This window comes from Salinarimonas sp. (genome assembly GCF_040111675.1).
In the GTDB taxonomy this organism is placed as follows: domain Bacteria; phylum Pseudomonadota; class Alphaproteobacteria; order Rhizobiales; family Beijerinckiaceae; genus Salinarimonas.
Map to the genome: position 1 here is coordinate 1967802 of NZ_CP157794.1, position 19927 is coordinate 1987728.

The 19927-nt window shown below is 71.3% G+C and carries 19 protein-coding genes and 1 tRNA gene; 9 read left to right on the forward strand and 11 right to left on the reverse strand.

Annotated features, from left to right (window positions below):
• The first annotated feature begins 56 nt into the window (after positions 1-56).
• Positions 57-914, forward strand: a complete 858-nt coding sequence (gene dapD / locus ABL310_RS09200) for a 2,3,4,5-tetrahydropyridine-2,6-dicarboxylate N-succinyltransferase (protein WP_349371375.1) — start codon at positions 57-59, stop codon at positions 912-914.
• An 8-nt stretch (positions 915-922) separates the two neighbouring features.
• On the forward strand, positions 923-2083 hold the full coding sequence (gene dapE, locus ABL310_RS09205) for a succinyl-diaminopimelate desuccinylase (RefSeq protein ID WP_349371376.1): 1161 nt from the start codon (positions 923-925) through the stop codon (positions 2081-2083).
• A 285-nt stretch (positions 2084-2368) separates the two neighbouring features.
• Here the strand turns inward: dapE and truA are convergent, their stop codons facing one another.
• Genes truA through ABL310_RS09230 form a run of 5 tightly spaced genes read right to left on the reverse strand, consistent with a single transcriptional unit; the run spans position 2369 to position 5732 of the window.
• Positions 2369-3121 (reverse strand): tRNA pseudouridine(38-40) synthase TruA, encoded by a 753-nt coding sequence (truA, locus tag ABL310_RS09210; RefSeq protein ID WP_349371377.1) that lies wholly within the window; start codon positions 3119-3121, stop codon positions 2369-2371.
• Positions 3122-3125: 4 nt separating this feature from the next.
• Positions 3126-4061, reverse strand: coding sequence for a methionyl-tRNA formyltransferase (gene fmt / locus ABL310_RS09215; protein ID WP_349371378.1), 936 nt, complete (start codon positions 4059-4061; stop codon positions 3126-3128).
• A 4-nt stretch (positions 4062-4065) separates the two neighbouring features.
• Positions 4066-4662, reverse strand: coding sequence for a peptide deformylase (gene def / locus ABL310_RS09220; protein ID WP_349372031.1), 597 nt, complete (start codon positions 4660-4662; stop codon positions 4066-4068).
• A gap of 53 nt (positions 4663-4715) precedes the next feature.
• Positions 4716-5213: a peptide deformylase gene (locus ABL310_RS09225; protein WP_349371379.1), complete on the reverse strand. Its 498-nt coding sequence runs from the start codon at positions 5211-5213 to the stop codon at positions 4716-4718.
• A gap of 3 nt (positions 5214-5216) precedes the next feature.
• Positions 5217-5732 (reverse strand): hypothetical protein, encoded by a 516-nt coding sequence (locus ABL310_RS09230; protein ID WP_349371380.1) that lies wholly within the window; start codon positions 5730-5732, stop codon positions 5217-5219.
• Positions 5733-5847: 115 nt separating this feature from the next.
• Between ABL310_RS09230 and ABL310_RS09235 the strand changes: the two genes are divergently transcribed.
• On the forward strand, positions 5848-6603 hold the full coding sequence (locus ABL310_RS09235) for an SOS response-associated peptidase (RefSeq protein ID WP_349371381.1): 756 nt from the start codon (positions 5848-5850) through the stop codon (positions 6601-6603).
• Positions 6604-6683: 80 nt separating this feature from the next.
• Complete coding sequence (locus ABL310_RS09240; protein WP_349371382.1) at positions 6684-7175, forward strand: MgtC/SapB family protein; 492 nt, start codon at positions 6684-6686, stop codon at positions 7173-7175.
• Positions 7176-7184: 9 nt separating this feature from the next.
• Here ABL310_RS09240 and ABL310_RS09245 read toward each other — a convergent pair whose 3' ends face one another.
• On the reverse strand, positions 7185-8042 hold the full coding sequence (locus tag ABL310_RS09245) for an extensin family protein (protein WP_349371383.1): 858 nt from the start codon (positions 8040-8042) through the stop codon (positions 7185-7187).
• Positions 8043-8047: 5 nt separating this feature from the next.
• A complete protein-coding gene (locus ABL310_RS09250) occupies positions 8048-9025 on the reverse strand; it encodes a L,D-transpeptidase (RefSeq protein WP_349371384.1) in 978 nt (325 codons plus the stop codon).
• Positions 9026-9174: 149 nt separating this feature from the next.
• Between ABL310_RS09250 and ABL310_RS09255 the strand changes: the two genes are divergently transcribed.
• From ABL310_RS09255 to ABL310_RS09270, 4 genes are all read left to right on the forward strand, one after another.
• Positions 9175-9260: transfer RNA gene (locus tag ABL310_RS09255), tRNA-Leu, on the forward strand.
• A 541-nt stretch (positions 9261-9801) separates the two neighbouring features.
• On the forward strand, positions 9802-10329 hold the full coding sequence (locus ABL310_RS09260; RefSeq protein WP_349371385.1) for a hypothetical protein: 528 nt from the start codon (positions 9802-9804) through the stop codon (positions 10327-10329).
• Positions 10330-10496: 167 nt separating this feature from the next.
• Positions 10497-11318 (forward strand): hypothetical protein, encoded by an 822-nt coding sequence (locus ABL310_RS09265; protein ID WP_349371386.1) that lies wholly within the window; start codon positions 10497-10499, stop codon positions 11316-11318.
• 160 nt (positions 11319-11478) lie between these two features.
• Entirely contained in the window at positions 11479-13578 is a 2100-nt protein-coding gene (locus ABL310_RS09270; protein ID WP_349371387.1) for a S9 family peptidase, read from the forward strand.
• A 231-nt stretch (positions 13579-13809) separates the two neighbouring features.
• Here ABL310_RS09270 and ABL310_RS09275 read toward each other — a convergent pair whose 3' ends face one another.
• Positions 13810-14829, reverse strand: coding sequence for a serine hydrolase (locus ABL310_RS09275; RefSeq protein WP_349371388.1), 1020 nt, complete (start codon positions 14827-14829; stop codon positions 13810-13812).
• A 108-nt stretch (positions 14830-14937) separates the two neighbouring features.
• Here ABL310_RS09275 and ABL310_RS09280 point away from each other — a divergent pair, with 108 nt between their 5' ends.
• On the forward strand, positions 14938-15726 hold the full coding sequence (locus ABL310_RS09280; RefSeq protein ID WP_349371389.1) for a class I SAM-dependent methyltransferase: 789 nt from the start codon (positions 14938-14940) through the stop codon (positions 15724-15726).
• A 3-nt stretch (positions 15727-15729) separates the two neighbouring features.
• On the opposite strand, the gene betA is transcribed toward ABL310_RS09280, so the two are convergent.
• From betA to betI, 3 genes are all read right to left on the reverse strand, one after another.
• The gene (gene betA / locus ABL310_RS09285) at positions 15730-17433 is read right to left on the reverse strand and encodes a choline dehydrogenase (RefSeq protein WP_349371390.1); all 1704 of its coding nucleotides are present in this window, start codon (positions 17431-17433) and stop codon (positions 15730-15732) included.
• 259 nt (positions 17434-17692) lie between these two features.
• Positions 17693-19153 carry a betaine-aldehyde dehydrogenase gene (betB, locus tag ABL310_RS09290; RefSeq protein WP_374730383.1) on the reverse strand — a complete coding sequence of 487 codons (1461 nt, stop codon included), beginning with the start codon at positions 19151-19153 and terminating at the stop codon, positions 17693-17695.
• Positions 19150-19800 (reverse strand): transcriptional regulator BetI, encoded by a 651-nt coding sequence (gene betI, locus ABL310_RS09295; protein ID WP_349371391.1) that lies wholly within the window; start codon positions 19798-19800, stop codon positions 19150-19152. The genes betB and betI overlap by 4 nt, the downstream gene beginning before the upstream one ends.
• Between the last annotated feature and the right edge of the window lie 127 nt (positions 19801-19927).

The window sequence follows — 19927 nt, forward strand, 5'->3', positions numbered from 1 at the left end:
GAGGCGCGGGCGTTGGTAGAGACCCGACGAACCATTCGCCGGGAGCCCGCGCCGCCATGACCACGTCCCAGACCGCCCTCGCCGAGCTCGAGCGCACCATCGACGCCGCCTTCGAGGATCGCGCCGCGATCGACGCCCAGACCGGCGGCCCCGTGCGCGAGGCCGTCGAGGAGGCCCTCGCCGCCCTCGATTCCGGCCGCGCCCGCGTCGCCGAGAAGGTCGGCGAGGACTGGGTGGTGCATCAGTGGCTGAAGAAGGCCGTGCTGCTCTCGTTTCGCCTCAACGACATGGCGGTGATCGCGGGCGGCCCCGGCGGCGCCGTCTGGTGGGACAAGGTCGCCTCGAAGTTCGACGGCTGGGACGCCGGCCGCTTCAAGGAGGCCGGCTTCCGCGCCGTGCCGAATTGCGTCGTGCGCCGCGGGGCGTTCGTCGCCAAGAACGTCGTGCTGATGCCCTCCTTCGTCAATCTCGGCGCCTATGTCGACGAGGGCACGATGGTGGACACCTGGGCCACCGTCGGGTCCTGCGCGCAGATCGGCAAGAACGTGCATCTCTCCGGCGGCGTCGGCATCGGCGGCGTGCTGGAGCCGCTCCAGGCGAACCCGACCATCATCGAGGACGATTGCTTCATCGGCGCGCGCTCCGAGGTGGTCGAGGGCGTGATCGTCGGCCAGGGCTCGGTGCTCTCGATGGGCGTGTTCATCTCGGCCTCGACCAAGATCATCGACCGCGAGACCGGCGAGGTCTTCCGGGGCAAGGTGCCGCCCTATTCGGTGGTGGTGCCGGGCGCGCTGCCCGGCAAGCCGCTGCCCGACGGCTCGCCCGGCCCCTCGCTCGCCTGCGCCGTCATCGTCAAGCGCGTCGACGCGCAGACGCGCGCCAAGACCGCGGTGAACGAGCTCCTGCGCGACTGAGCGCCCCAATGGACCCGCGCTCCGCAATCGACCTCGCCCAGGCGCTGATCCGCTGCCGCTCCGTCACGCCGGCGGAGGGCGGCGCCCTCGCGCTCCTCGCCGACCTGCTGCGCGAGGCGGGCTTCTCGGTGGAGCGCCCGGTCTTCTCCGCCCCCGGCACGCCGGACGTGGAGAACCTGTACGCCCGGCTCGGCACGCAGGCGCCCGTCCTCGTGCTGGCCGGCCATACCGACGTCGTGCCGCCGGGAGACGAGGGCCGCTGGACGCATCCGCCCTTCTCCGGCGAGATCGTGGACGGCGTGCTCTACGGGCGCGGCGCGGTGGACATGAAGGGCGGCATCGCCGCCATGCTCGCCGCGGCGCTCCGCTTCGCCGCCGAGAACCCGGGCTTCGCGGGCTCCATCGCCGTCCTGATCACCGGCGACGAGGAGGGGCCGGCGATCAACGGCACGGTGAAGCTGCTCGATTGGGCGAAGGTGCGCGGAGAGCGTTTCGACGCCTGCATCCTGGGCGAGCCGACCAACCCCGAGCGGCTCGGCGACATGATCAAGATCGGCCGGCGCGGCTCGCTCTCGGGCTCCGTCGTCGTCCACGGCAAGCAGGGCCACGTCGCCTATCCGCACCTCGCCGAGAACCCGATCGACGGCATGGTGCGCCTCCTCGCCGCGCTGAAGGCGACGCCCCTGGACCACGGGACCGAGCGCTTCGACGCCTCGAACCTCGAGATCACGACGCTCGACGTCGGCAACCCGGCGACGAACGTCGTTCCGGGCGAGGCGCGCGCCGCCTTCAACATCCGCTTCAACGACCTCTGGACGCCGCAGACCCTGGAAGCCGAGATCCGCGGCCGGCTGGAGGCCGCGGCGGGGAACGCCGTGCGCTGGGACGCGACCTTCGAGGAGACCAACGCGGTGGCCTTCCTCACCGAGCCGAACGCGTTCGTCGGCTTCGTGCAGGAGGCGATCGAGGCCGAGACCGGCCTGCGCCCCGCGCTCTCGACCACCGGCGGCACCTCGGACGCGCGCTTCATCAAGGACCATTGCCCGGTGATCGAGTTCGGCCTCGTCGGCCAGACCATGCACCAGATCGACGAGCGCGTGCCGGTGGCCGATCTCGAGCGGCTGTCGGGGATCTACGAGCGGGTGATGGGGCGGTTCTTCGGGGCTTGAGCTCGCCCCTTCGCGCGCGTTGCACTTGCGCCATCTATCGACTATGCATCGAGCGCCGACGGAGTGCGGGCCGGTGAGTGAGGGATCGACCAGCGACAAACTCGGCCGGGAAGAGCACGTCCTGCCGACGGCAAATCTCACGGCCGTCGAACTCGCTGAGGCTCACCGCCGGCTCGATGCGCTGCCCGACGATTGCTTCGATCACTTGAAGGATGGCCCGGACTGGCCGTCGGACCGCCCGGAGCTGCTCGGCCCCCGGGAAGACGAGCGGGGGTGCCCTTCCGCTCAGGTCGCATCCTCGCGGTAATCCACCCCGACGAAATACAGCCCCCACGGCGGGGCCAGCGCACCGCAGCGGGTGCGGTCGCGGGCCTCGAGCGCGGCGCGGACGTCGTCGACGCTCCAGCGGCCGATCCCGGCGAGCATGATCGTCCCCACCATCGAGCGGACCTGGTTGTGCAGGAACGAGCGCGAGGCGGCGTGGACCTGCACCTCGTCCCCATGGCGCTCGACCGCGAGCCGCTCGAGCGTTTTCATCGGGCTCTTGGCCTGGCACTGGCTCGCTCGGAAGGTGGTGAAGTCGTAATGGCCGACGAGCGTGTCCGCCGCCTCCTGCATGCGCGCGACGTCGATCGGCTGGCGCACGTGCCAGACGCGGGTGCGGTCGAAGGTCGGCGGGGCCATGCGGTTGAGGATGCGGTAGGTGTAGTGCCGCTTAACCGCCGAGAGGCGGGCGTGGAAGGCCTCGGAGACGGCGGTCGCCGAGACCACGACGACGAGATCGTCGCGCATGTGGGCGTTGGTCGCGTCGCGGATCGTGTCGGTGCGGAACTCCCGCTCGAGGTCGACATGCACGACCTGATGGGTCGCGTGGACACCCGCGTCCGTGCGCCCGGCGCAGTGCAGCCGCACGGGATGCCCGCAGAAGGCCTCGATGGCGCGCTCGACCACCGCCTGGATCGAGGCGGCGTTCTCCTGGTACTGCCAGCCCGAATAGGGCGTGCCGTCGTATTCGACGACGAGCTTGTAGCGGGGCATCGCGTCAGGCGGCGAGGACCGCGCCGGGCGCGAGCCGCGCCCCGCGCAGCCACTCGGCGGCTTTCATGGCGGCCTTGCCCTGGCGCTGGACGGTGAGGAGCCGCACCGCGCCCTCGGCGCAGGCGACGACGCCGTCGGCGGTGAGCAGCGTGCCGAGCGCGCCGTCGCCGTCCGCGATCTCCGTCTCCAGCACCTTGATGCGCTCCGGCCCGCGGCCGAGATCGGCCATGAAGAACGCGCCTGGGAAGGGCGAGAGGCCGCGCACCTGGTCGTGGACGCGCGTCGCCGGCAGCGTCCACGCCATCTCGGCGTCGCCGTTGGTGATCTTGGCGGCGTAAGTGACGCCTGCGTCGGGCTGGGGCGTGAAGGCGAGCGAGCCGCGGGAGAGGGCGGCGAGCGCCCGCGCCATCAGGTCGGCGCCGAGCGCGGCGAGCCGGTCGTGCACCGCGCCGGCGGTCTCGTTGGGGCCGATCGGCGTCTTCTCGACCATGGCGACGGGGCCGGTGTCGAGCCCTTCCTCCATGCGCATCACCGCGACGCCGGTCTCCGGATCGCCGGCCATGATCGCGCGCTGGATCGGCGCCGCGCCGCGCCAGCGCGGCAGCAGCGAGGCGTGCAGGTTCAGGCAGCCCATGTCCGGCGCCTCCAGGATCGGCCGCGGCAGGATCATGCCGTAGGCGACCGCCACCGCGACGTCCGCCCCGTGCGAACGGAAGATCTCGGCCGCCTCCTCGCTGCGCAGCGTCTTCGGCGTGAAGACCGGGATGCCGAAGCCGTCGGCCATCTTGTGGACGGGGGAGGGGCGCTCGGCCATGCCGCGGCCCGCGGGGGCCGGCGCGCGGGTATAGGCCGCGACGACCTCGTGGCCCTGGCCGACGATCTCGGCGAGGGTGGGCACCGCGAAGTCGGGCGTGCCCATGAAGACGACGCGCAGGCTCATCGCGTCACGCCGTCTCGATGTCGCGCTTGGCCGCCTTGGCGAACTTCTTCACCACGCGGTCGCGCTTGAGCTTCGAGAGGTAGTCGATGAACAGCTTGCCGTCGAGGTGGTCGATCTCGTGCTGGATGCAGGTGGCGAGGAGCCCGTCCGCCTCGCGCTCGACGAGCTCGCCCTCGAGATTGGTCCAGCGCACGCGAATGCGGGCCGGGCGCTCGACCTCCTCCGTGTAGTCCGGGATCGAGAGGCAGCCCTCCTCGTAGAGACTGCGCTCGTCGCTGGTCCAGAGGATCTCGGGATTGACCAGCACCTGCGGATCGGCCTCGATCTTCGGCTCCTCCTCACCGTCCTCGGAGAGCACGGTCTCGCCTTCGATCTCGCGGCCGAGATCGATGACGACGAGGCGCTTGGGGACGCCGATCTGGATCGCCGCGAGCCCGATGCCGCGCGCGGCGTACATCGCGTCGAGCATGTCCTCGGCGAGCGCCTTCGTCTCGGCGTCGATGCGCGCCACGGGCGTGGAGACGAGGCGCAGGCGGGGGTCGGGCAGCTTGACGATCTTGCTCACGGCGGCGGGCTCGGGACGCTTCGGGCTTCGGGAAATCTCGATGGGACATAAGCGCCGGGCCGCCCCGGGTCAACGCCGCGCGGCCACGCTCACGCCCGGCGCAGCTTGTCCCAGCGCTTGACCGCGCGCTCGCGACGCACGCGGCTGAGCCGGCGCAGCCAGAAGATCCCGTCGCACTGGTCGATCTCGTGCTGCAGGCAGGCGGCGCGGAAGCCCTCCGCCGCCTCCTCACGGGCGACGCCGTCGAGGTCGGCGAAGGCCACCCGCACGCGCGCCGGCCGTTCCACCTCCTCGGTCACGCCCGGCGTCGAGACCGAGCCCTCGGTGAAGCGCGCGGTCTCGGCGGAGGACCAGGTGACGCGCGGGTCGCAATAGATCGTCGGCGCGGGATCGCCCGGCAACTCGATCACCACGATCCGCCGCAGCGCCCCGACATGCGGCCCGGTGATGCCGACGCCGGGCGCCGCGCGCATCGTCTCGAGGAGATCGTCGGCGAGGCGCCGCGTCGCCTCGTCCGGGGCGCCGACGGCCTCCGCAGGCGTCGAGAGCAGCGGGTCGGGCCAGCGGAGGATGGGGCGAACGGCCACGGGTCAGGCCTCGGCGGAGGCGCGCTCGAGCAGGCTGTCGATGGCGGCCTGCGCGGCCTCGACGTCGGCCTCCTCGGGCAGCTCGACCCCGCCGGAATTCAGGAACGCGCTCGCCTGCGCGATCAGGCGGCGAAGCGCCGGGCCGGTCACCTCGGCGACGGTCGCGGCCTCCTGCGGCCCGCAGGGCGGGCGCAGCGCGCGGATCGCGGTCGTGGCGAGGCGGTCCATGGCGGCGACGAGCGCCTCGAAGGCGACGCGGCGTTCCGCCGCAAGCGCGTCGTAGGCCGCGCGCGCCGCGGGGGCGCGGCGCAGCTGCGAGGCGGCGAAATAGGCGGGATAGTCGATCGGGCGCCAATCGGCGAGATCGGCTGCGGCGTCGGGATCGCCGGCCGCGAGCTCGATGAGCATCAGCACTTCGCTGAAATGGTTGAGGTAATCGTTCGACAGCCCGCCCGCGGCCGGCTCCGCGCCGGCGCCGGCAGGCGTCGTCGCCTCGATCTCGTCGCTCGAGCCTCGCATGCGCGTCGTGCGGTCGCCCCTCCGATTCTCGTGCGCATGGTGGCGGCGAGGCGCGAAAAAAGCGTTACTTACGGAGCGCGCCGCGCCGGCGGCGCGCGAGAGGTGGGATGGTGTCATGTGCGGCCGCTTCGTGATCACGCTCAGCCCCGAGGTCTTCCGCGAGGCGTTCGGCTACGAGGACCAGCCGAACTTCCCGCCCCGCTACAACGTCGCGCCCACCCAGCCGGTGCCGATCGTCGTGCGCGAGCAAGGCCGGCCCCGCTTCAAGCTGGTGCGCTGGGGCTTCCTGCCCTCGTGGGTGAAGGACCCGAAGGACTTCCCCCTCGTGATCAACGCCCGCGCCGAGACCCTGCTCGAGAAGCCCACCTTCAAGGCCGCGACGAAGCGCCGGCGCTGCGTCTTCCTCGCCGACGGCTTCTACGAGTGGCGGCGCGAGGGCCGGGTCAAGGCGCCGTACTTCGTGCGCATGGCGTCGGGCGGGCCGATGCCGATGGCGGGGCTGTGGGAGACCTACAGCGACCCCGTCGGCGGCGAGATCGACACCGCCGCCATCGTCACCACCGACGCCAACGGCACGGTCGCGGCGATCCATCACCGCATGCCCGTGATCCTCGGCCGCGAGGGCGTCGCCCGCTGGCTCGACGTCGAGGGTGTCTCGGACGTTGAGGCGCGCGAGCTGACGAAGCCCTGCCCGGACGCGTGGCTCGACATGGTCCCGGTCTCGCCGCGGGTGAACAAGGTCGCCAACGACGATCCGGAGAACATCGCGCCTCTGCGCGAGGAGGCGCCCGCACCGGAGACGCCGCGCAAGACCGCGCGCGGGAGCGCGACGCGCTCCTCCGACGAGGACGGGCAGGGCTCGCTGCTCTGAGGCTGTCAGCGCCGCCCAAGGACCGTTCCGCCGCCCTCGCGCGTTCAACCTGCCCGACGGAACGTGCGAAAGGCAGGTCGATGGCGCTCGAGGAGCTGATCTATTCCGGCGAGATCCCGCTCTGGGACGTGGTGGGGCGCCTGCTCGCGGCCGCGATCGGCGGCATGCTGCTCGGTCTCGACCGGGAGCTGCGCGGGCGGGCGACCGGGCTGCGCACCCACGGCATGGTCAGCCTCTCCTCGTGCGTGATCACGATCTCGGCCTTTCTCGTCTACGAGCAGGCCATCGCGACCGGCGATCAGGTGACGGTCGATCCGCTGCGCGCGATCCAGGGCCTCGCCCAGGCGATCGGCTTCATCGCGGCGGGCGCGATCTTCGTGGCCAAGGGGGACGTGCGCAACCTCACCTCGGCGGCGAATCTCTGGCTCGCCGCGGCCTTCGGCATCGCGCTCGGCGCGGGTCAGTACACGCTCGCCGCGGTGGCCGTCGTCTTCGGCATGATCATGATGTCGGTCGTGCGGGTCATCGAGCTGAAGCTGCACCTGAAGAAGCCGCGCGAGGACCGCGACTGAGGCCGAGCCTCACTCGCACAGGCGGTAATCGTTCGTGCGCTCGCGCTGGTCGAAATGCAGATGGTCGTCGTGGTAGGCGTCCGAGCCGGGGCCGAGCACCGTGCGGAAATGGGCGCAGGCCTCCGCGCGGATCTCGCGCTGGAAGCGCGCCTCCGGCGTCTCGCGCCCGTCCCGCGGCTCCACCGGCACGGCCGTGCGCGCGACGAAATCGACGCCCGTGATATCGACCGCGTTGGCGAAGGCGTGCTCGGAGAGCCGCGCGCCCTCCTGGCGATTGCGCCCGCGGCAGACATAGGCGCCGGCCGTGAAGACGGTCGCGATCTCGGCGTCGAGATGCGCGTCGGCGGCGGGGATGACGGATTCGTCGAGCCAGCCGGCGAGGGCGCGCGCCACGGGGCAGCGCACGGTGATCGCCGGCTCGAGCGCGACGTCGCCGATCGCGGTGACCCGCAGCGGGAAGGCCGCCCCGCAATCGCCTTCGCCGTCGATCGCCTCGCGCGCCTCGTATGCGACGTCGAGCCGGTCGAGGTCGGCGAGGCAGGCGCGGTGGGCCTCGCGCTCGGCCTGCGTCACCTCGAGCGGGGCCCGCTCCTCGTCGGGAAGGACCGCTTCCGGCTCGTCCGGGGCGGGGCGCGGTGGCGGGCCGGGCGTGGTCTCGGTGCGCGCGTCGAGCGCCGGGCTCTCGATCTCCTCCAGCCCCTCGGGATCGTCCGGGAAGACCGGGCGCGTCATCGGGATCGGCGGGTCCATCTCGATGTGGGACAGGCCCGGCGGGCGCTCCGGCGGCCGGGGCGGGGCCTCCTGCTGCGCGAGCGCCGGGACGCCCGCCAAGGCGGCGAGGGCGGCGAGGGGGAGGGCGCCGCGCATCCGCGTCACTCCACGAAGGCCACGGTGATGCCCTTGTCGACCAGCTCCGCCAGCTCCTCCACGTCCCAATTGGTCAGCCGCACGCAGCCGTGGCTGTAGGTCTTGTCGATGAGGGCCGGCTCGGGCGTGCCGTGAATGCCGTAGGTCGGCTCGCTGAGGTCGATCCAGACCGAGCCGACCGGGTTGTTCGGTCCAGGCGGGATCTCGAGCTGCTTCTCGTTACCGCCCTGCTGGAAGTTCACGTCCGGCCGATAGTAATAGACCGGGTCCGGCGCGATCGCGACGACCTCGTGCGTGCCGGAGGGGGAGGGCGTCTCCTCGCTGCCTATCGTCGCCGGATAATGGACGAGCAGCGCGCCGTCGGCGTCCAGCGCCCGCACGGCGCCGATGGAGCGGTCGACCTCGATGCGGGCGATCTCGGCGCTCGCGATCGGGTCGCCGGTCTGCGCGACCACGATCTCGGTCCCGGCCGCGCCGAAATCGACGTCGGGATTGAGGGCGGCGAGGAGCTCCTGGTCCATGTGGAAGGTCTCGGCGAGGAGCTCCATCGGCCCGTGATAGGCGAGGCGCTCCATCTCGGCGAGCTCGGCGTAGTCTTCGGGAATCGCGTCGACGAAGGGGCCGTCGACGTCGTCCTCGGTGATCGTGTAGGCGCCGAGCACCGGCGCGGGGTCGCCCTCGGTCAGCGCCCGGAACACCTCCGGATCGAGCTCGCCGTCGACGGGAAAGCCCTCGATCTCCTCGTAGGCCGCCAGCGCCTTGCGGACGTTCTCGCCGAGATAGCCGTCGATCACCCCCGGCGAGACGCCGGCGCGATCGAGCAGCGTCTGCATCCGGATCACGAGCGCGCTCTGCCCGTCCTGCCAGCCCCCGCCCTCGCCGAGCGCGGCGCCGTTCACGGCGTCGGGCGTGAAGGCCGGCTCGGCGGCGAGGGTCGGACCGGCGAGGGTGCCGGCGGCGAGCAGAAAGGCGAGACGGCGCATCGCGGACGCTCCTGGCTGTGCTTGCGGACCCGACGCCAACGTCCGCCGGACCGAATGGCTCCGCGGGATGACCGGCGAATCGCCGATCGTGAGAAGGGCGTTTCGCTACGCGCGCGACGTGTGCTAGAGGGCTGACGCGTGCGCGCGACGGCCCCGTGGCGAAATCGGTAGACGCACCGAACTTAAAATTCGGAGCCCGCAGGGCGTGCCGGTTCGAGTCCGGCCGGGGCCACCACCGCTGTCGCCGCGGCGCGATCCTCACAGCATTTCGCTACGAAATTTTTCGCGACCGCCGCGACGATCCTCTGTCCTTTCGACTTTCTGCTGGGGCCCATGAAGTAAGAACGTATCAAGTTGCATAAAAAACGACGAATTGGCTTTACTCGATTTGTCCGGTACGGTCTTCGCAGGAGGTAAGGCCTGTGGCTTGTTCGGTTCCATTTGGGAACGACCGGAGGGCTACCTTGACAATCGTTAATACGGAGGCGTTTCGATATGGCGAAGACGTGCGAAGGCCGTTTAAGATTGAGAAAACCATTCACCCTGCATTATGGCTTCGGTCGGGTGGCGATGGGGGCGTCCGACGGCGCGCGACGGCGAGTCCGTGCCCGTCTTCACGGGAGATCCCTCAGGGTGCGCCATAACTTAAACACTCTTCACCCCATCTTCGATGGATACGCTTCTCTGGTTGCCGCGCCCGCGCGGTGGATCGGGGCGTCCGCGGCGCCGGCGACGTCGCGTCGGACGGTCGGTCAACGCTCGTAAGGATGTCAGTGATGCAGGGTCGTCCTCCCGCCCCCGAGACGCCGGCCAAGCCGGCCAAGGAGCGCACGCTCCCCATCGACAAGGACGCCTTCGCGCAGCGCCTCTGGCAGGCGATCAAGCGCAGCGGGCTGACCTACAAGGAGACCGCCCGGCGGGCGCAGGAGCACCTTCCGCCGGGCATGCGCATCAGCGACGTGAGCGTCTGGTCCTACGCCAAGGGGCGCAGCCTCCCGCGCCGGATGACGCACGTCGAAGCGCTGGGCCGGGTTCTGGGCGTGGACACGCAGGAGTTGCTCGGCACGAGCGAGCTGACGGCTCCCGCGGCCGGCGCCGAGGAGAGCTTCACCGGCGTCCATGTCGACGATCTCGGCAACGGGCGCGCCATGCTGCGCATCGCCATGCCCGCGCCCTGGCCCGTCGCGCTGGAGGTCCTTCAGTTGCTGAAGGGGCACGAGCACGACAACGGCTCGGAAGACGAGAGCGCGAGCGGCGATCCCGTAGAGATGGACGCTGCGGAAAGTGGGAACGAGTCTAACTGACTTTATCGACCTGCGCACAAATTCGACGCAATGGTGGGGGAACGTTCGGCGGAGAATCGCCGGACGTTCCAGGCGGTGCCAACCAACGAAAAGCGGGCGGAGAACGCCCCTGCGCGGCAGCGGGGGCTCCTTCGGATCCGAGAACGAGCCAGCGTCGAGACATCCTGATGAAGCAGCAACGTCGATTCGCCATCGCGCCGTCCTTCGTGCGCCTGATCCGCCGTGAGCGCCCGGGCGTGCGCATCGTCGAGGGTCATTTTCCGGATCAGCCCGACCGGCGCTCGCACGTGCGACTGGAGGGCGAGCGTTGCGAGCTCGTGCTCGAGACGCTCTCCGACGGCGGGGTCACCGGCGAGGAGCGCGCCGAGGTCTCCCGCGCCCAGGGCGAGGTGCTGCTCGACGTCTGCGAGGGCAAGGTCTCCTACGAGCGCATCCGGCTGGACGCGGGGGAGGGGCCGATCATGGTGGTGGACCGCTATCTCGCACCCACCACCGCCGCCGTGGTGCGGATCGTCTTCGACGGACCGGACGAGGCCAAGGCCTTCAAGGCGCCGGCCTGGTGCGGGCCGGAGCTCGCGCCCGACGACGTGATCGAGCCGCGTGCGCTCGCGCTCGGCGCACGGCCGAAGACCTTCGAAGGGCCGATCGCGGATCTCGCGCTCGAATCGCTGCTCGACCTCCTCGACAGCCGCGCGCCGCGCTATGCCGGCCGGGGGCGAGACGACGCCGTCCTGAGCGCCCTCAAGCGGCTCGCGCGCACGGAGACGGCGGCCCCCCAGCAGGCGACCGCCGCGCCCCAGCCCGCGAACGGCGTCGCGCAGCCGGTGCCGAAGCCGGCCGCCGCGAAGTCCGCGGCCGCGCAAGCGCCCGCGCCTGCGGCGCAAGCTCCCGCGGGCGCCGCCCAGGCTCCCGACGAGGCCCTGTTCGAGCCGATGGAGCCGACGCGGCCGGCCAAGCCCGGCAACGGCTCCGCCGACCGCGCGTCCTGACCCCCCGCCTTTACCGCTTGCCTCCCTCGCCGCGCCGCGCCATCTGTTGCGGCGAGAGCGAGGGGGCCGCATGATCGCGTCGACCGCATCACCGTCTCGGGCGCCGCGCTCGGCCGCGAGCCGTGCGCGCCCGCCGTTCATCCCGTCCGGAGAGGCCTGAATGTCCCGCTTCCAGAAGCCCGCCGCGGCGGCGCCGGTCGCGCCCGTGCGCCCGCACGTCGTCTCCGCTCACGGCCGCGAGGTCCGCGACGACTATTCCTGGATCAAGGCCGGGAACTGGCGTGAGGTGCTCGACGATCCGGGCGCGCTGCCGGCGGACGTCCGAGCCTACATCGAGGCCGAGAACGCCCATGGCGAGGCGGTGATGGCGGGCACGACGGACCTGCGCCGGGGGCTCGTCGAGGAGATGCGCGGGCGCATGAAGGAGGACGACAGCTCCGTCCCCGAGCCGGACGGGCCGTTCGCCTACTTCACCCGCTACCGCGAGGGCGGGGAGCATCCCCTCGTGTGCCGCATCCCGCGCGACGGGGGCGAGGAGGCGATCCTGCTCGACGGCGACGCGCTGTCCGAGGGGCACGGCTACTTCGCCTTCGGCGACATCGCGCATACCCGCGATCACGCCCGGCTCGCCTGGTGCTGCGACACGGAGGGGTCCGAGAGCTACGTCGTTCGCATCCGCGAGCTCACCTCGGGCGTCGAGCTGGAGGACCGGCTCGAGCACGTCGCCGGGGGGCTCGTCTGGTCCGCCGACGGCAGGGCGCTCTATTACGTCGAGCGTGACGAGAACCACCGTCCGGCCCGGGTGCGGCGCCATCTCCTCGGCACGCCGCAAGAGGCGGACGTCCTCGTCTACGCCGAGCAGGATCCGGGCTGGTTCGTCAATCTCGCCGAGACGCGCTCGCGCGATTTCGGCGTGATCGGGCTCGGCGACCACGAGACCTCCGAGGCCTGGCTCCTCGACCTGAACGATCCCGAGGCGACGCCGCGTCTCGTCGCCAAGCGCGAGAATCAGGTGCGCTACGACGTCGAGCAGCGGGGCGATGCGCTGATCATCCTCACCAACGCCGACGGGGCGGAGGACTTCAAGCTCGTCACCGCGCCGCTGTCCGAGCCGTCGCGCGCCAACTGGCGCGATCTCGTGCCCTACCGTCCCGGCGTGATGATCCTCTCGCACGCCGCCTTCGCCGGCCATCTCGCCCGGCTGGAGCGCGAGGACGCCCATCCGCGCATCGTCCTCCTCGACCTCGCCACCGGCGAGGAGCACGCCATCCGCTTCGAGGAGGAGGCCTTCTCGCTGGCCATGCGCGCCGGCGCCGAATACGACACGACGCGGCTGCGCTTCGTCTATTCCTCGCTGACGACGCCCGGCGAGACCTACGACTACGACATGGCGAGCCGCGAGCGGACCCTGCGCAAGCGCCAGGAGGTGCCGAGCGGCCACGACCCGGCCGCCTACGTCACCCGCCGGCTGTTCGCCACCGCGCCCGACGGCGACCGCGTGCCGATCTCGCTCCTCGCCCGCAAGGACACGCCGCGCGACGGCTCGGCGCCGGCGCTGCTCTACGGCTACGGCTCCTACGGCATCGCCATGCCGGCCTCGTTCCGCACAAATATTCTCTCGCTGGTCGATCGCGGCTTCGTCTTCGCCATCGCCCATATCCGCGGCGGCACGGAGAAGGGCTGGGCCTGGTACACGGGCGGCAAGCGGGAGAAGAAGGTCAACACCTTCCAGGACTTCGTCGCCTGCGCGGAGACCTTGATCGAAGAGGATTATACGAGAAGCGGGCGGATCGTGGCGCATGGCGGCAGCGCCGGAGGCATGCTGATGGGCGCCGTCGCCAACATGGCGCCGGACCTCTTCGCCGGCATCGTCGCCGAGGTGCCCTTCGTCGACGTGCTCAACACCATGCTCGACGCCGACCTGCCGCTCACCCCGCCGGAATGGCCCGAATGGGGCAACCCGATCGAGAGCGCCGAGGCCTTCGACGTCATCCTGAGCTACTCGCCCTACGACAACGTCCAGCCGCAGGCCTATCCCGCGATCCTCGCCATGGGCGGCCTCACCGACCCGCGGGTGACCTATTGGGAGCCGACGAAATGGGTGGCGCGCCTGCGCGCCACGATGACCGGCGGCGGCCCCGTGGTGCTGCACATGAACATGGGCGCGGGCCACGGCGGCGCGTCGGGGCGCTTCAAGCATCTGGAGGAGGTCGCGCTCGGCTACGCCTTCGCGCTCGCCGCGGTGGCGGAGCGGGGGTGACGAGCAGGCACTGCGCTGTGATCAGCCGTCATCCCGGACGGCGAAGCCGATCCGGGACCTAGAACCGCCGAGGTTTCCCGAGCGGCGTTCACGCCGCGTCCCGCCGTCCGTGAGGCCGCCCTCACGGGCGCGGGACGCGCGCGCTCCCGCGCCCGCTGAGGGACACGTCGGAGGATCTGGGTCCCGGACTTGCTTCGCAATCCGGGATGACAGCGCCAGAGCCTCGAAAGGTCACGCCACCTCGACGATGCCGATGATCCCCGCCAGGAGATCGTGCAGCCGGTCGCGGTATCCCGTGCGGGCGGAGGGGCGGCTCTCGTCGGAGGTCACGGCCACGACGAGGGCGAGGTCCGGCACGACGTAGAGCATCTGCCCGCCGTAGCCCCAGGCGTAGCGCACGTCCCGCCCGCCGATCTCGCGGGCGAACCAGGAATAGCCGTAGCCGTCCCCGGTCCAGCGCGAGCGCGTGCGCGGGCGCCAGCTCGCCTCGATCCAGTCCTCCGGGATCACCTGCGTCCCGTCGGGCGCGCGCCCGCCGGCGGCACAGGTCTCGCCGAAGGCGAGGAGGGAGCGCGGGGTCACGGCCATCTGGTTGCCGCCCAGATGCACGCCCTCGGGGCTCCTCTCCCAGTCCGCGATGCGAAAGCCCGGAATCGCGCCGAGCCAGTCGTTGGCGAGCGCGAGCGTCGAGAGGCCGGTCTCGCGAGCGAGGATCGCCGAGAGGAGGTGGGTCGAGCCGGTGGAGTAGAGCATGCGCCCGCCGGGCTCGTCGACGAAGGGACGCGCGAGCGCGTCGCGAGTCCAGTCGCGGCTCGCGACCCACGAGCCGTAGTTCGCCCCAGACGTCCGCTCGAGCCCCGCGCGCATGGTGAGCAGATCGCCGATCGTGATGCGATAGAGCCGCGGGTCGGGGTCGGCGGGGAGCTTATCGCGCAAGAGTGGCGCGATCGGCTGGTCGACGCCCGCGATGAACCCCTTCTCGATGGCGATCCCGACGAGCGCCGTGACGATCGCCTTCGAGGCGGACTTGATGTTCGTCGGCCGATCCGGGGAGGCGCCGCCATAGCCGCGCTCAGCCAGGAGCGCGCGGTCTCGGGAGACGAGGACGGTCTCGAGCGCATCGAGCGAAGCGGCCTCGTCGAGCAGGGCGCCCATCGTATCGGGTGCGGCTTCGTCCTGGGCCCGTGCGGGCGCGAGCGCCGCGGCGGCGGCGAGGGCGAGGACGGCGCGGCGGGTGAGGGCATGGGGCATGGGAGAGAAGCTGGGGACGGGGAGGGCGCTCGCCAAGGCGTCGCGGCGCGCTTGCGCATCGCGCAGGGTCGATTATGACGACCTCTCATCGCATCGAGGAACCGCCCCATGAAGCCCGAGGACGTCGCCGCCTGCTGGGAAGGCAACGCCGAGACCTGGACGCGGCTCGTCCGCGCCGGCCACGACCGCTACCGCGACGCGCTCAATACGCCGGCCTTCCTGGCGATGCTCCCCCCGGTCGCCGGCCTTCCCGGGCTCGACCTCGGCTGCGGGGAGGGCGCCAACACCCGAGCCCTGGCGCGGCTCGGTGCGCGCATGACCGGCATCGACGTCGCGCCGACCTTCGTGCGCCACGCGCTCGAGGCGGAGGCGGCCGAGCCGCTGGGGATCGCCTACCGCATCGCGGACGCCGCCGCGCTGCCCTTCGCCGATGGAAGCTTTTCCTTCGCCACCGCCTTCATGTCCCTGATGGACATGCCGAATCAGCCGACCGCCCTCGCGGAGGCCCACCGGGTCCTGGCGCCCGGCGGGTTCCTCCAGTTCTCGATCCTGCACCCCTGCTTCGTCCCCCCGCGCCACCGCAACGTCCGCGACGCGGAGGGCCGGGTGGTCGCGCTCGAGATCGGCGGCTATTTCGAGGAGCTGGACGGCGAGATCGAGACCTGGATCTTCTCCACCGTCCCGCCGGAGGAGCGCGCGACGACGCCGCCCTTCCGCACGCCCCGCTACCACCGCACGCTTTCGCGCTGGGTCGAGATGGTCGTCGCGGCCGGCTTCCTGGTCGAGGCCATGGCCGAGCCCCGCGCCACCGAGGAGGAGGCCGCCGCCGAGCCCGTCGTGGCGGACACCCGCAACGCGCCGATCTTCCTGCAGGTGCGGTGCCGGAAGGCGGGGTGAGGCCTACTCCGCCGCCTCCCGCACCCCCACGTCCGGCGCCCGCGGCCTCTGCCGCGTCTCCCATTCCGCGTCCTCGTGCCAGTCCGCGTTCGACGGCGGCAGGGGCTCGCGGCCGCGGATCATGTCCGCCGCCTTCTCGGCGAGCATGATGGTGGGGGCGTTGAGGTTGCCCGAGACGATCGAGGGCATGATCGCCGAATCGACCACCCGCAGCCCCGCGATCCCGTGCACCCGGCAGGCCCCGTCGACCACGGCCATCGGGTCGGAGCCCATCTTGCAGCCTCCGGACGGGTGGTAGGCGCTCTCGCAATTCGCCGCGACCCAGGCGTCGATCTGCGCGTCCGTGCGCACGTCGGGACCCGGCGCGAGCTCCGCGCCGCGGAAGCGGTCGAAGGCCGGCTGCCCGAAGATCTCGCGGGTGAGCCGCACGGCGGCGCGCATCTCCTCCCAATCCTCGGGGTGGGACATGTAGCGCGGATCGATGATCGGATGCGCCGCCGGGTCGGCGCTCGCGAGCCGCATCTTGCCCCGGCTCTTCGAGCGCATCGGCCCGACATGGGCCTGGTAACCGTGCCGGTCGGAGGGGTTGCGGCCGTCGTAGCGCACCGCCATCGGCAGGAAGTGGTATTGCAGGTCGGGATGGCGCACGCCCGCGCGCGAGCGGATGAAGCCGCCCGTCTCGAAATGGTTGGTGGCCCCGAGCCCGGTCTTCCTCAGGTACCATTCGAGCCCGATCCTCACCTTCGCGACCGGGTTGAGCGCCGAATAGAGGGTGATCGGCTCGCGGCTCTCCTGCTGGACGTAGATCTCCAAGTGGTCCTGCAGGTTCTCGCCCACGCCCGGCAGGTCGTGGCGCGGCGTCACGCCCGCCGCCTTCAGCTCGTCCGCGTTGCCGATCCCGGACAGCATCAGCAGCTGCGGCGAGCCGATGGCGCCGGCGCACAGGATCACCTCCCGCTCGGCGAAGAGCCGCTCCATCCCGTCGGTCGCGTCCGCGACGACGACGCCGCGCGCGCGGCTCCCCTCCAGGATGATCTCCAGCGTCGAGACGCCGGTGCGCACGGTGAGGTTCGGCCGGCCCATCGCCGGGCGCAGGTAGCCCTGCGCGGTGGACCAGCGCCGGCCCTCGTGGACCGTCATGTCCATCGTGCCGACGCCTTCCTGCTGGTAGCCGTTCTGGTCCTCGGTGCGGTCGTAGCCCGCCTGCACCCCCGCCTCGACCCAAGCCCGGTAGAGGGGGTTCTGCGCGACGCCGGTCGAGACCTTCAACGGCCCCTCGCCGCCGTGATAGGCGTCCGGCCCCGTCCCGCGCGCCTCCGCCTTGCGGAAGTAGGGCAGCACGTTGGCGTAGGACCAGTGCGCCAGCGCCGGGTCCTCGGCCCAGCGCTCGTAGTCGAGCGCGTGGCCGCGGACATAGGCCATGCCGTTGATCGAGGACGAGCCGCCGAGCACCTTGCCGCGCGGCCAGTGCATGCGCCGCCCGGCCAGCGTCGGCTGCGGCTCGGTCCAGTAGTCCCAATTGTAGGTCTTGCCCTGCATGGGGTAGGACAGCGCGCTCGGCATGTGGATGCGCCAGTCCCACCAATGGTCCTTCGGCCCGGCCTCGAGCAGCAGCACCGTGACGTCCGGGTCCTCGGAGAGCCGATTCGCCAGCACGCACCCGGCGGAGCCGGCGCCGACGATGATGTAGTCGTGGGATTTGGTCATGATGTCTGCTTCCACATTCATCTCGAGGCTTCGCGAAGGACGCCACCCTGTCATCCCCGGCCGGAGCGGGCGCAGCCCGCGGAGGGGAAGGGGACCCAGCGCGACTCGATCGCCGCGAAGCGGCGGCTATCGGCGGCGACCAGCCGCCTGGACGGCGGCTATGGAGCGCCTTCGGCGCAGAGTTCTTGCGCTGGGTCCCCTTCCCCTGCGCTCGCTTCGCTCGCTCCGGCCGGGGATGACGGCGTGCGGCCTTCCGCTCTCAATACGGCGCGTCCACGTCGCCCAGCGCGACGTAGACGCTCTTCTCCTGGGTGTAGTGCTGAATCGCGGCGTGGCCGTTCTCGCGGCCGAGCCCCGATTGCTTGACGCCGCCGAAGGGCATCTCGATCGGCGTGAGGTTGTAGGCGTTGATCCACACGGTCCCCGCCTCGAGGGCCGCGGCGACGCGATGGGCGCGGGTGAGGTCGTTGGTGAAGACGCCCGCCGCGAGGCCGTAGGGCGTCGCGTTGGCGCGGGCCACCACCTCCTCCTCGTCGTCGAAGGGAAGCACCGTCATCACCGGGCCGAAGATCTCCTCGCGCACCACGTCCATCTCGTCGGTGCACTCGGCGAAGATCGTCGGAGCGACGTAGAAGCCCTTGTCGAGCCCGTTCGCGGTGACCTGGTCGCCGCCGGTCAGCAGGCGCGCGCCGGCGGCCTTGCCGCGCTCGATGGCGGCCAGCACCTTGCCCATGTGCTCGTGCGAGATCAGAGGTCCGACATGGGTCGCGGGATCCTTCGGATCGCCGATCACCATCCGCTCGGTGCGTGCGACGAGCTTGTCGAGAAAGGCGTCCATCACGCGGCGGTGCACGAAGACGCGGGTGCCGTTCGAGCAGATCTCGCCTTGCGAATAGAAGTTGCCCAGCAGCGCCCCGCCGACCGCGTTGTCGAGCGTCGCGTCGTCGAAGACGACGAGGGGCGACTTGCCGCCGAGCTCCATGGTGACGTGCTTCAGGGTCGAGGCCGCGTCCGCCATCACCGCCTTGCCGGTGCCGACCTCGCCGGTGAGCGAGACCTTGGCGATGCCCGGGTGGCGCGTGAGGAGCCGCCCCGTATCGGCGAAGCCCTGGACGACGTTGAACACGCCCGCCGGCAACCCGGCCTCGGCGTAGATCTCGGCGAGCGCCATGGCGGTGAGCGGGGTCAGCTCGGCCGGCTTGAAGATCATCGCGTTGCCGCAGGCCAGCGCCGGCGCCGACTTCCAGCAGGCGATCTGGATCGGATAGTTCCAGGCGCCGATGCCGGCGCAGACGCCCAGCGGCTCGCGGCGCGTATAGGCGAAGGCCTCCGGGCCGAGCGGGATGTGCTGCCCCGTGAGCGTCGGCGCCATGCCGGCGTAGTATTCCAGGCAATCCGCGCCCGAGATCACGTCGACCACGGAGGTCTCGGAGATCGGCCGGCCGGTGTCCTGCGTCTCCAGCCTGGCGAGCGCGTCGTTGCGCTCGCGCAGCAGGGCGGCGGCGCGCATCAGGATGCGCCCGCGCTCGACGCCGGTCATGCGCGACCAGACGCGAAAGCCCTCGCGCGCGGCCGCGACCGCGGCCTCGATGTCCGCCGCGCCGGCGACGTCGACGGTGGCGAGGACGCTGCCGTCGGCGGGATCGCGGGTCTCGAAACGCTCGCCGGAGGTCGCGGGGCGGCGTTCGCCGCCGATGAACAGGGGGAGGTGGGGGGTCACGCCGTCTTCCTCTTCTTGGCTGTCGCGGCTCGGTTTTCGCTCGCTCGCGCTACGGCGACGCCGCGGGCGGCGAGATGGAGGTCGATCGTCTCGTCGATCAGCGCGCGCGCCGCGCGCGTGTCGAGCCCGCCGCCGTCGAGTCCGGCCCGGACCCAGACGCCGTCGACGAGGCTGCCGATCACCTCGGCCAGATGGTCGGTCTCTCCGGGCGCGATCCCCATCCGCGCGAACTCGCGCCTCAGGTTCGAGTGCAGCCGGCGGCGGTAGATGCGCTGCAGCCGGCCGAGCTCGGGCACGTGGGGAACCTGGCCCCAGAAGGCGAGCCAGGCGGAAACCGTCTCGGGCACGCACTGGCTCTCGTCGAAATTGCCGGCGACGATGGCGGAAAGGCGCGCCCGCGGCGCGTCGCTCGCCTCCCGCAGGCGCTGCGCGACCAGGCTCTGCAGCTCGGTGAGCATCGAGCGCATGGTCGCTTCGAGCAACTCGTCCTTCGACCCGAAATAATGCGCGATGAGCCCCGGAGACATTCCCGCGCGCTTGGCGATCTTCGCCATGGTCGTCGCGTCGTAGCCATGCGCGTGGATCGCCGCAACCGTGGCGTCGATGAGCTGTTTCCTTCGGATCTTCGACACGCCGACACGCGGCATCTGGGTCACTCTCGCGAAAAGTCTCGAAGCGGGTTGACATCGGCACCGTGCCCGATCTTAATTGAATGGTCAATCAATTTCGGCCCAGCCAAACGGCCGCATTCGTCGAGGCGCCTCCGCGGCGTCT

Excerpts from the sequence above, each read along its gene's own strand:
- dapD (WP_349371375.1), top strand. The coding sequence starts at position 57 with ATGACCACGTCCCAGACCGCCCTCGCCGAGCTCGAGCGCACCATCGAC.
- dapE (WP_349371376.1), top strand. The coding sequence starts at position 923 with ATGGACCCGCGCTCCGCAATCGACCTCGCCCAGGCGCTGATCCGCTGC.
- truA (WP_349371377.1), bottom strand. The coding sequence starts at position 3,121 with ATGCCCCGCTACAAGCTCGTCGTCGAATACGACGGCACGCCCTATTCG.
- fmt (WP_349371378.1), bottom strand. The coding sequence starts at position 4,061 with ATGAGCCTGCGCGTCGTCTTCATGGGCACGCCCGACTTCGCGGTGCCC.
- ABL310_RS09230 (WP_349371380.1), bottom strand. The coding sequence starts at position 5,732 with ATGCGAGGCTCGAGCGACGAGATCGAGGCGACGACGCCTGCCGGCGCC.
- ABL310_RS09235 (WP_349371381.1), top strand. The coding sequence starts at position 5,848 with ATGTGCGGCCGCTTCGTGATCACGCTCAGCCCCGAGGTCTTCCGCGAG.
- ABL310_RS09240 (WP_349371382.1), top strand. The coding sequence starts at position 6,684 with ATGGCGCTCGAGGAGCTGATCTATTCCGGCGAGATCCCGCTCTGGGAC.
- ABL310_RS09245 (WP_349371383.1), bottom strand. The coding sequence starts at position 8,042 with ATGCGCGGCGCCCTCCCCCTCGCCGCCCTCGCCGCCTTGGCGGGCGTC.
- ABL310_RS09250 (WP_349371384.1), bottom strand. The coding sequence starts at position 9,025 with ATGCGCCGTCTCGCCTTTCTGCTCGCCGCCGGCACCCTCGCCGGTCCG.
- ABL310_RS09260 (WP_349371385.1), top strand. The coding sequence starts at position 9,802 with ATGCAGGGTCGTCCTCCCGCCCCCGAGACGCCGGCCAAGCCGGCCAAG.
- ABL310_RS09265 (WP_349371386.1), top strand. The coding sequence starts at position 10,497 with ATGAAGCAGCAACGTCGATTCGCCATCGCGCCGTCCTTCGTGCGCCTG.
- ABL310_RS09270 (WP_349371387.1), top strand. The coding sequence starts at position 11,479 with ATGTCCCGCTTCCAGAAGCCCGCCGCGGCGGCGCCGGTCGCGCCCGTG.
- ABL310_RS09275 (WP_349371388.1), bottom strand. The coding sequence starts at position 14,829 with ATGCCCCATGCCCTCACCCGCCGCGCCGTCCTCGCCCTCGCCGCCGCC.
- ABL310_RS09280 (WP_349371389.1), top strand. The coding sequence starts at position 14,938 with ATGAAGCCCGAGGACGTCGCCGCCTGCTGGGAAGGCAACGCCGAGACC.
- betA (WP_349371390.1), bottom strand. The coding sequence starts at position 17,433 with ATGACCAAATCCCACGACTACATCATCGTCGGCGCCGGCTCCGCCGGG.
- betI (WP_349371391.1), bottom strand. The coding sequence starts at position 19,800 with ATGCCGCGTGTCGGCGTGTCGAAGATCCGAAGGAAACAGCTCATCGAC.